Annotated in this window: 9 protein-coding genes; 7 read left to right on the top strand and 2 right to left on the bottom strand. The window is 40.4% G+C overall.

Annotated elements, in window-relative coordinates; translation table 11 throughout:
- The first annotated feature begins 97 nt into the window (after window positions 1-97).
- The 5 genes from FHS77_RS13810 (at window position 98) to FHS77_RS13790 (ending at window position 4553) form a co-directional block, all read left to right on the top strand.
- Window positions 98-394 carry a M60 family metallopeptidase gene (locus tag FHS77_RS13810; RefSeq protein WP_184224364.1) on the top strand — a complete coding sequence of 99 codons (297 nt, stop codon included), beginning with the start codon at window positions 98-100 and terminating at the stop codon, window positions 392-394.
- Window positions 395-972: 578 nt separating this feature from the next.
- The gene (locus FHS77_RS13805) at window positions 973-1668 is read left to right on the top strand and encodes a helix-turn-helix transcriptional regulator (RefSeq protein ID WP_184224362.1); all 696 of its coding nucleotides are present in this window, start codon (window positions 973-975) and stop codon (window positions 1666-1668) included.
- A gap of 155 nt (window positions 1669-1823) precedes the next feature.
- A complete protein-coding gene (locus tag FHS77_RS13800) occupies window positions 1824-2672 on the top strand; it encodes a helix-turn-helix domain-containing protein (RefSeq protein WP_184224360.1) in 849 nt (282 codons plus the stop codon).
- Window positions 2673-2846: 174 nt separating this feature from the next.
- Window positions 2847-3818, top strand: coding sequence for a glycosyltransferase family 2 protein (locus FHS77_RS13795; RefSeq protein ID WP_281383612.1), 972 nt, complete (start codon window positions 2847-2849; stop codon window positions 3816-3818).
- Between the two features lie 36 nt (window positions 3819-3854).
- Complete coding sequence (locus tag FHS77_RS13790; RefSeq protein WP_184224356.1) at window positions 3855-4553, top strand: polysaccharide deacetylase family protein; 699 nt, start codon at window positions 3855-3857, stop codon at window positions 4551-4553.
- 338 nt (window positions 4554-4891) lie between these two features.
- On the opposite strand, the gene FHS77_RS13785 is transcribed toward FHS77_RS13790, so the two are convergent.
- Together FHS77_RS13785 and FHS77_RS13780 are read right to left on the bottom strand one after the other, a co-directional pair.
- On the bottom strand, window positions 4892-5206 hold the full coding sequence (locus FHS77_RS13785; RefSeq protein ID WP_184224354.1) for a hypothetical protein: 315 nt from the start codon (window positions 5204-5206) through the stop codon (window positions 4892-4894).
- Between the two features lie 780 nt (window positions 5207-5986).
- On the bottom strand, window positions 5987-6676 hold the full coding sequence (locus FHS77_RS13780; protein ID WP_184224352.1) for an outer membrane protein: 690 nt from the start codon (window positions 6674-6676) through the stop codon (window positions 5987-5989).
- A gap of 1153 nt (window positions 6677-7829) precedes the next feature.
- Between FHS77_RS13780 and FHS77_RS13775 the strand changes: the two genes are divergently transcribed.
- Window positions 7830-9023: a PDDEXK-like family protein gene (locus FHS77_RS13775; RefSeq protein WP_184224350.1), complete on the top strand. Its 1194-nt coding sequence runs from the start codon at window positions 7830-7832 to the stop codon at window positions 9021-9023.
- Between the two features lie 158 nt (window positions 9024-9181).
- The gene (locus FHS77_RS13770; RefSeq protein WP_184224348.1) at window positions 9182-10522 is read left to right on the top strand and encodes an anti-phage deoxyguanosine triphosphatase; all 1341 of its coding nucleotides are present in this window, start codon (window positions 9182-9184) and stop codon (window positions 10520-10522) included.
- The last annotated feature ends 47 nt before the right edge of the window (window positions 10523-10569 follow it).

Here is a 10569-nt window from a genome sequence, read left to right as displayed (position 1 = left end):
GCAATAAAAATGGCTCTAGAAAAACGGGCCGCTTAAGGCCAATAGTATAACCTAAGACTCTACTGAAAAATGGAGGAGCATTGGGGCCCAGGTCATAATGTTTGATCACTTGCGGCAGCTTTTAGGTGAGAGTTTCTATCCGGACTTGCATCGTTACTATAGAGAATATCCATTAAATGGAAACGAGTTAAAAGATGAAGGAATACAGCTTCAGAAATTTGTTTTGCGTAGCAGCATCGTATCTAGGACGGATTTAAGCCCGTTTTTTAAAAAGTGGGGCATTGAAATTGATCAAGAGACTAAGAACAAGCTGTCTAAATTGTCCTTTCCAAAGTTTGCGTCTTATTTGGATGTCAATAAAAATGAGGAATTTTTAAATTTCCCCAATGAATAAGCCCAAGTTTATTTGGCATGCATCGGTGTCAATTTACGGCTTTTTTACGTACACCTACTGTGCAAAAAATTTAAATTCGCATTACGAAGCAGTTTGATTAGGGCAAGTTTCTAACCGTTAAAGACCAAACGCCTTATTAAATTAATTTAGCTCTTTATAAAAACATCCTATAATATAGGTCGCAAAGGTGTGAGCAGAGGAACGTAAATTTCAACGTCGTTTTGTAAAAATGTTATATTTCAAATGGATAGAGAAATTAGGTAATGATATCTAAGCTCGAGCTAAATATACCAGAACTTATAACAGAATTAAGGGCAGAGCCCGTGATTTCCCGTCAGGGCGTGTGGGATCCGCACCAAACCACATTATGCGGAGAGACATATATTCGTATAGATGACTCTTGTGTGCTGTGCTCGCTCGGTGTCTTAGTGTTTCAACCGTTTACAAGCCGTATAATTAGGGAAAATTACGTCACAATCCAATTTCTGCAAATGAGTGGTAATTATTATCATCATCATGGGGGGGAGATACAACATGTCAAAGCTGGCTCAGTTAGTCTGACCTCAGCGCAGGAATCAATGACAGAAATTCGCGAACTTCGCCCTAACTCATCTACTGAGCCTACACGAGCGATCAGTATACATATTGCTAGAGAACACCTAATTCAGTCCTTTGGACTGAAGCCCGACCTTTGGCAAGAAGAGCACCGCGATGCATTTTTTAATCGTGATAATAAGTCATTCTCTATGGCTAATCCGCTAACACCTGAAATGTGGCTAGCTCTTGATGCAGTAATTGACTGCAAACTTGAAGGGACAATCCGCAACTTATACCTGAAAGCTAAAGCGCATGAATTAATTATACTCACAGCCATGCTATTCAATGATATCAATCGTCCTGGTCATTCCAGTGCTTTAGCATCAGACGAACGCGATCGTAGGCTTATTAGTATTGCAGCACATATTTATCGCCGCGAATTGCATAATCCGCCATCAATTGAAGAGCTAAGCCGTCGTATTGGTATGAATAGAAACAAACTGACCTTGGGCTTTCGAACGTTATATGGCTCAACGCCTGCTGAATACTCACGAAACATTCGTTTGCGGTGGGCGGAACGTCGTCTCATAGAAGGTATTGCGATAAATCAAGTTTCCTTAGAGGCAGGTTATGACAGTATTTCTGCCTTCAGTCGTGCTTTTAAGTCACGATACGGCTACTCACCATCAGAAGTAATAACAGGTAGCATGCAGGCTGATTTCAATAACTACTCGTAAATAATGCTAAGTGTGAAGAAAGAGCATGTTTTCGTGAAACTTAGTTATATCAATAAGTTACGGCTAACTTGAAAATCTTTCTGTGGTTTAATAACTCTCGTAAAAGTCAAAGTGACAAATAAATTATCACTGCAGCTTAAGAGAGATATTATGCAATGCTTAGGGATATACCAGATGAATGGGGAGCAAAGTATCAGTCAAAAAACTACGCTGTAGCGTATAGTTTTACAGGTCCCAATAGCATTAATTATACTGCTAATCATGACAGTGCTCTTATATTGTTAAGCCCTCAGAAGGACCGTGAAATTGCATTAAACAGTGATTATTTCCAAAGAGGGTCAGCAAAGGCTGGCTCTGTCGAGATTTTTCCTCGATTCTCTGAAGTTAAAGCAAAATGGCTCTCCCCAAAGCAAAGCTTATTAGTAACCCTTGATCGGCCACGTCTTTCTCGTCTGGCAGGCATGGAATTTGATCGGGACGATTTTGAGTTTCAGCCTCCACCAATTGGTATAGTTGACGATTTTATACATTTACTTGGGCAGGCGATGCGGAATGAAATTAGTATAGCTAGCAGTAATTTTGGAGAGTATTCCGACGGACTTGTTACGATACTATATACACATATATTACGAAACTATTCTTCATTAAGTGAGAATAGAAGGCGACCTTTAAATGGGGGGCTGCCGCCTATAGTTTGGCGCAGAATAAGAGAATTTATACATGATAATATTTCTGGATCGATTACTCTGGAGGATTTGGCATCCGTTGCTAAGCTTTCTCCTAGTCACTTTTCGCGGGCGTTCAGGCAAACAACGGGTCAGTCACCTTACTATTATGTTACATTAACGAGACTGACAGTTGCAAGTGAACAGATACGCAGCACTCAGCGCTCTCTGAGTGAAATTGCTTTGTCCAGTGGTTTTTCGAGTCAATCACATATGACTTCCATGATGAGGAAAATATGGGGTACAACTCCGGCCAGACATCGGCACTTGTCCGATTGATCTTGCGTGATAATTAATTTGATATTTTCGTGATATATTAGGCATGATCTTGATATAGAAGTAATGCTAATTTGTATAATATTTTCAGCTATATAGATGTTACTTAATAAAGTTACTTGGAGATAAATCTGCAGGTTTGTAAGTGACGAGGCAGTGTTATAGCTGGGGGTATTTTTGCTTACAAATTCGACGCGAAAGATCTGCATAGGCACGATTACTAGAAATCGTCCTGTCATGCTTCAGAAACTATTGTCCTCTTATGAGGCATTAATTTGTCCTGCGGCAAGTGAGTTAAGTTTTGTAATCGTTGAAAATAGTGATAAAAAAACACTAGAACCGATTGTCGAGAGTTTTCGAAAACAAGTTGCTCCGTTGGATGTCATCTATAAATGCGAGCCAGTTTTAGGTATCGCCTCTGCCAGGAATCGTGTGCTAAATTACGCTATTGATCATGGTTATGATTTGCTTACATTTGCTGATGATGACGAAGAAGTAGAGCCGCAATGGCTTATTGAATTGCTAAAAGAGCGGGATGCTTCAGACTTAGATATTGTTGGTTCACCTGTTCGTTTTGCTACGCCAGAGAGTAAGTTGACGCTTTGGCAGAAAATTGTTTGGCAAGGAGTTAATCAGGTTAACCAAGGTGCTGAAGCGCGAGCATTGGAAATTTACAAAGAGGGCAAGGCTGATAGGCTAAAGCTTGCAACTGGTAGCTGGCTAGGTAACTTGAGTTTTTTTCGATCTACTGGCTTAAGGTTTGATGCTTCATTAGGTCAGGCTGGCGGTGAGGACTGGCAATTATGGCAGGAAGCGAAAGATTTGGGTGCGCTAACAGGCTGGACACCCTATGCAATTGCATATGAGTCAATTCCTGTCTCAAGGCTAAAGTTAAATTATTACTATCGACGTAATAGAGACCATACCCGAATGGTTTATAGGGAAAGAGTAAAAAACGGCAGAGCTGGGCGTACTTTCGGCTCAGTATTATCACGAATATATAAAGTGCTGGTAAGCACTATTTTGCTTCCATTTCATAGAGAGCGTGGCCTTTTAACCATTGCGTCCAACTTGGGAAGTCTAGTCGGTTTTATTGAAGGGGCCCGAGGAAAAATATCGATGCATTATTCGGAAATAGACGGGCATTGAAATCAATTTTACAAAATCTAAAGGTGTCATAAGATTATGGCTCTGCCAATCCTCGTTTACCATCACATAGCATCAGTAGAAGATCATACTCCATTCCGAAGCCTTTTTGTGCATCCGAAGCGCTTTAAAGATCAAATGAAGTGGTTGAAAAGGCTGGGGTATAAAGGGTTGTCGATGAGGGATGCAATCCCATATATGACAGGCAAACAGACAGGTAAAGTTGTTGTCATTACCTTTGATGATGGCTTTGTTAATGTTTTGGAGAATGCAGCGCCTGTACTGGCTGAATATGGGTTCACTGCCACTAATTATTTTGTAGCTGGTCAGATCGGTGGTGGCAATGTCTGGGACAGATCAATAGGCATTCCGAATACAGCTTGCATGTCAAAGTCACAAATGCGTGAATGGATGAGCTTAGGCCACGAAGTAGGAGCTCATACGCTTGATCATGTTAATCTCAATGAAACATCAGATGAAGAAGCGTTTCGTCAAATAAGTGGATCAAAAATATCCTTGGAGAACTTGCTAGGATTGGAAGTGCCGCATTTTTGCTATCCATATGGTGCTAATAAACCAATACACCGTGAGATGGTAAGAAAAGCTGGCTTTAGGAATGCCGTAACTACAGTTCCAGGACGGTCTAAGCCGGGTGATGATCCTTTTGGATTGCCAAGAATTTATATACGGCGAAACCATTCGATACCAGAGTTTTTATATCGGGTAAAATATCGCTGAAGTATTGAATGTCGGTTAAAATCGCTTCCTCTATCAGCACATATTCAGGTGTAATTGAAAAGGCGCGTTGCCAATTCCCGGTCCTTTAATTAGGGAGGTTGTGGTGCGTTTTTGCTTTTTGTAGCTCGTGTGAGAACGCTAATTACGTCTATTGCTTGAAACATACATATTCTTAACACTTGTTTGCGCCCAAATCATTAATATGCTGATTAAGCCCCTTGTCATTCAATTCCGTGGGACATTGTATGACAAGGGGCTTATAATGGACATTAGATCTGGAAAAATGTTGTTTAGAGGAAGATTTTTAGAAGCGAACTCATGATTGTTGTAGTATAATCTCACTGCATTTCCGTTTGACCAGGCTCAGGAATTAACTCTGAAGATTCTGGTCCTTCCATCATGATTTGGCCGGGTTCTGGTAAGCCGTCTTCATTTCTTTGCCGTTGAAAATTTGTCTCACCAGGCTCTAGTGGGGCATCCCCCAGCGGTATAAACTCACGGCTTGATGAAGCTCTTTGCCTTTGAAATGTCGTTTGCCCCGGCTCTAATGGAGCATCCCGTATAGAGGAATAGCTTCTGTCTGGAGTGTTTTGGCAGCCGACAACACTTAAGAGAAGTGTTGCGATTGCTAATTTTTGAAGTAGATGTTGCATATAAATAATATTCCGTAACTGCTAGTGTATAAATATTACTTGATAAACAACATTACAGTAAAGATTACAGGGGTAAATATTGTTTAATATGGTCATATATTGATAAAATAGCGTGATCCTATTATTAATATTTAAATTGCTACGTTGCGACAATGCATTACCTACATAAATCTAGATACCAGATTATGGGAAACAGCTTTAGGGGGACATATACGTGCTGTTTTAGCATTACGTTTGCCATTATGATGCGTTTGCATATTATTGTTGTGATCATGATTTTGAAGGGCTGGTGATCGCTCGTAGTAATTTGCACTTTCCTTATATTAGGACTGAAATACCGCGCTTCACGCTTGGCATATAAGGTGCAAAGAAATTTTCATTGCTTGCCGTTTTGAGCGGCGGCCTTTCCATGATCTAGACTTGTCTGGTAAGCGGGGGCAGGCTAACGAAAATGTGCGCCTTTTTTTAGTACAAGATGCTGCGTTCGGGCATTCTGGTTATTGTTGTGGTCACAATGGTTGGTTCGATTTCTGGAATAACTTGAACATTTGATGCCGACTTGGTGGATATTTCGCCAAGGTTAGCTGAAAAATTTTTATTTAACTTACCAGCTTTTTGCGAGAAGGTTTGCTATTAGAAATATTAATTTAAAATCTATTGAAATAATGAGAATGAGGTGTATATCGTGATAAATTTACAAATGAAAATGGATCATTAATCAATAAATCAAGAACTGAAAACAGTCTCAGATTGTTGAGACTGTTTTCAGCTAATAATAAACTAAAACTTGTAATTCAGACCAACTCGAACGGTATGAAAATTAGTTTTAATCTTAGCAACTTCTGCTGGGTCATTATGAAGAGTGATTTTCCCTAAATCAGTGTACAGATATTCTGTTTTGAAAGATACCTTATCTGTAAAGGCATGCTCAATACCTGCTCCCACTGTCCAGCCAGCACGTGTTTTCGAGTGGTTTGCATGTTTGTCTGTCACGTTATTATAGGTGTCATACTTTACTTTACCATAGGCAAGCCCTGCTGTACCATACAGCATAGTCCGCTCAGCAATATTAGCTCCTAAGCGTCCACGTAATGTACCGAACCATTGAACCTTCGCTTCAGTATAACCCAACTCTGAATCAAAAACATTGTAATAAGGCGCACTTTTTTTCATGGAGGAGCCTTGGAAATCGGCTTCGATGCCGGCAACTACTTGATCAAGTTGCCAGTTGTATCCGGCCTGAATGCCTCCGACAAAACCTCGTGGCTTAAGGTGTCCTGTCCCTCCAACCGTATAAGTTTCCTTTGTTTTGCCAAATCCATAACCAGCATTTACACCAATATAGGCACCTTCCCAGCTGAAAGTGTTAATCTTGATGATAGGCGCTGGCTCGCTGTAGATGATAGCATCAGCAGCATATGCACTTGAGGCCGAACAAAGCAAAAGAGCAGTTAAGGCAGTGTATTTCATGATAAGAATCCTCTTGTTGTCTTACATAATTTAAATATAATTATTTCGATTAAAATAATGTTACATAAATACAACATGAAGTACTATATTTTAAATATATATATTGAGGATAACTTAATAAATACTCTTATTATATTATTGTTTTTTAAAAAATAAATAGCTTGATGATATTTTGTAGTTTGATTGTGATATTTAATAGGATTATGATAGTAATTGATTGTCGATTACAAAAAAATACTGCCCGATTTTTGAACTGATGATCATGATTTTCCAAAAAGTCATTATTGAAAAGTACCAACACAAAATTGGAGAGGGGCTCTGTATTAGCCTGCTATGATTGCTGTCTGATGTCTTATGTAACGCAGTTTTTCTATGGCTTTCAGTTTGCTATCCCTCATAAGTCTTGCAATACGATGATTGCTAACATCAATTACAGCCTCCTGAAGTTTCTCTTGCATGGTGGTTCATAATCGCCCTGATAAAATCCGTTGTGAGCAATAGCTATCTCCGTTGCTTGCTTATTTTAAACCCGAGGGTGATGAGGAGATCGCGTTGAGAGGTACGGACCTGCAAGATCGCTTTTATGACTATCTCATCGGTCACTGCGGTCAGGATAGCCAAGTCATCATTTAAAACCAGCATCCGCCCGATCGCATTAAGGAGCAGGTAGTTTTGACCGTGTTTACAGGCAATCCTAGGGCCGGTCGTCACGGGCTTCTCTAGGGGATTCCATGAAAAAGAAACTGAATTAAAAGGTGTTGAAACGTGGGGATGTGATCCTGAAGACTAGCGACGCGGGAATCAGTAAAATTATCCGTGCCACAACTATCAGCCCGATTTCACACGCCATGCTTTATATCGATAACTGCTCAGTCATCGATGCGTCGAGAGATGGGGTGCATTCGGCGAATACACAACGACTGTTCTTCGAGCAGCTCTGGTGTCCCATTTTATATTACGACGGACACCAGGACGACTTCAGTTTATTAACCGTGACAAATTTGGTGTTCCCCGCGAAAATTAAAGACAAAGTGGAGTTTTCTAAGTTTAATAGCCACTCGACTTTAGCGTTGCCGAGGGGGATTCGTATGTTGGAGTATAGTTTGCTGAACATAATCTAGAAAACCATTCGGTCTCAAAGGCTATAACGGAAATGAAGCTTAATATCCCGCAACTGGATGCGATGCGTGCTGGCATTGAACTTTATGGTGCAACAGATTTCTCGATATTTTCACTATTTTCTCCAAACGAAAACGCCCTAAGCCGTATCGTGGTAGAATTATTTGATCCAGCAGGGAGCCATGGTCAGGGGCTGCTTTTCCTTAATGCTATGTTGAGCGCGATTGATGTGCCTCGCGTAAATCAACGTGAGGCAATAAGAGCTCAACGTGAGGTTTTGACACGTGCCAAAAGACGGATAGACATTGTCATCCAAACACCGCGCTATGTTATAGGCATAGAGAACAAACCTTGGGCTAGCCAGCAGCCCAATCAACTTAAAGATTATATTGATGAACTTTCTGCAGATTTGCGCGGCAGAATACCAATTTTAATTTTTCTTTCAGATAAAGAAGAGAAAAGCGCTAAAGGTGAAGTAATTAATGTTCCTTTCTATTCAAGAACTAGCAATATTTCACTACATGCAGTTCTATCTAGTGTAGTTAAGGATATTAAAGCTAACAAACCAAAAGAGTTTGTTGAAGAATTTATTTTTTATATTGACGATAATTTCGGAGAGGGACAAATGTCCGTAGAAACAGACGCTCCTTATATCGATGCAGTCTCTGCTGAGTTCGATGTAAAGGAAAATCGCAAAGCCCTAGCAGCTTTTTTACTTTCTCAGGAAACGCTTCATCTGCGTATCATCAATGAAATAGGCGATTATATCTTATCTCAGATTAAGGTGCAGTTGTCAGACGATTTTATTCCAATTAGCGATGCAAAGTTGAGTGATTGTTTGTATCAACAATATAGGCAATGGGGAATTAGACATACTTCTTGGCCACTAAACTGTGAGGTTGCGCTTGAAAGCCAAAAATATTTTTTTAATGAAATTAAATTTGGGGTTAAAGCACCAGATGAAAAAAGGCTACGGGGTCAAGAAAAGAAATTCGCAAGTCTCGCACGAATCAAATTGGAAGGTAATATCCCAATATCTGGTGGTAGAAAAACCATCTACTGGCCATGGGAAGAGTTGGTTTGGGACCCATACTGGGGGGCTGAGTTCGCAGCTCGGCTTATATTGCAATCTCCGACAGGGTTAGTCGACGACCATCCAGAGGTGCAAGAGCTCGCGCAGAAATTCGTTGATATTCTGTCATCAGTTCATGAGCTTTTAAAGAGTTAAGCTATTTACGATTGTTTTATCGCTTAATAATCGTAAATGACGATCTTGCATTATTGGGTGTCTTTGCGGAGTTCGCATGGTGATTAATTGATTAAAATTATTACGGTGAAGTTCTTTTTATAATCTTGCGAAAGTGATTAGGCATGGGAGATCGAGGGATGATATGGCTGGAGCGACAGTCTACTTGGCAAAAAAATGACGAGGATGCTCGTACGGCTGGAGATGTTGATTATGGGCGTGTGATTCATTCTGCTTCATTTAGAAGATTGCAGGGTAAAACACAGATCCTTAATTTAGGTGATAGTGATTTCTATCGTACAAGGCTAACGCATTCCCTTGAAGTTTCTCAAATTGCAGTGGGGCTTGGTCAGCAACTTCGACACAAATTTTCTGATCATGATGGTATCAAATATATTCCGGACCGCAGTATGTTGCAGGCAATTGCGTGCACTCATGATCTTGGTCATCCTCCATTTGGTCATGGGGGGGAGGTTGCACTGAATTACTGTATGCGTGAGTATGGAGGCTTTGAAGGGAATGGGCAAACACTTCGTATCCTTTCAAAGCTGGAGAAATTTTCGGAGAATAATGGCGCGGATCTTACGCGTGAGGTCTTGCTAGGTGTGTTGAAATACCCGGTAGCTTATAGTGCTGCTGTAAATCATAAAATTACACCGAAAATGCTTGCTGATACGAGTGGTATCCCATTGCTTGACCGTAAATCGTCGAAGCCACCCAAGTGTTATATGGATAGTGAAGCGGATGTTGTTTCTTGGTTGCTTGACCCGCTTTCTAAAAAGGACCGAATGGCTTTTCAAGATTATGATCAAGCCGAAAATAATCACGCCAAGGCACGACATAAATCTTTTGCTTGCAGTATCATGGATCTGGCTGATGATATAAGCTTTGGTATTCATGATATGGAAGATGCACTGGCATTGCGTTTGGTGGATCAGACGGGATTTCGCCGACATGTACCCCCTAAGAGGTGCGAAGGTTTACTAAATTATCTCAATTCCAAATATAGGGGGCAATATGGAAACGATGTTTATGAAGGTCTCATAGCGCGACTTTTCGCTAGTGGCTCTGAGAGGAAGCATCAGATTAACCGCATCTTAAATTTTGTTATTCCAAGTGTAGAGATTCATGAAATTGTTGAGTTTGATGAGCCCCGTCTTCGTTATCGTGCTAAGCTCCCAGATCAGGTGGCAAAGTTCGTCGAAGCATTAAAGGCTTTTATTTATGATGAGGTTATACTTAGCCCTAGTGTTCAGCATCTTGAATTTAAGGGGCAAATGATGGTTATTTCTGTATTTGAAGTTTTACAGTCAGACCCAAAAAGCTTTTTGCCTGTAGACATCTTTGATAAATATATACGGAGTTCTAATCCACATCGCGATATATGTGATTATGTATCAGGAATGACTGATACCTATCTTTTGAAAACATATGAGCGCCTTTTTGCGCCAAGGACTGGGTCAGTTTTTGATAGGCTTTAGATGAACTCTTTCATGTATTGCCCCTTGGTTTCTATAACTTCTGGGCA

The organism is Paenochrobactrum gallinarii (genome assembly GCF_014205685.1).
Classification (GTDB): domain Bacteria; phylum Pseudomonadota; class Alphaproteobacteria; order Rhizobiales; family Rhizobiaceae; genus Paenochrobactrum; species Paenochrobactrum gallinarii.
The sequence above is the reverse complement of the archived record's forward strand: the minus strand, read 5'-3'. Positions and strand labels throughout refer to the sequence as shown.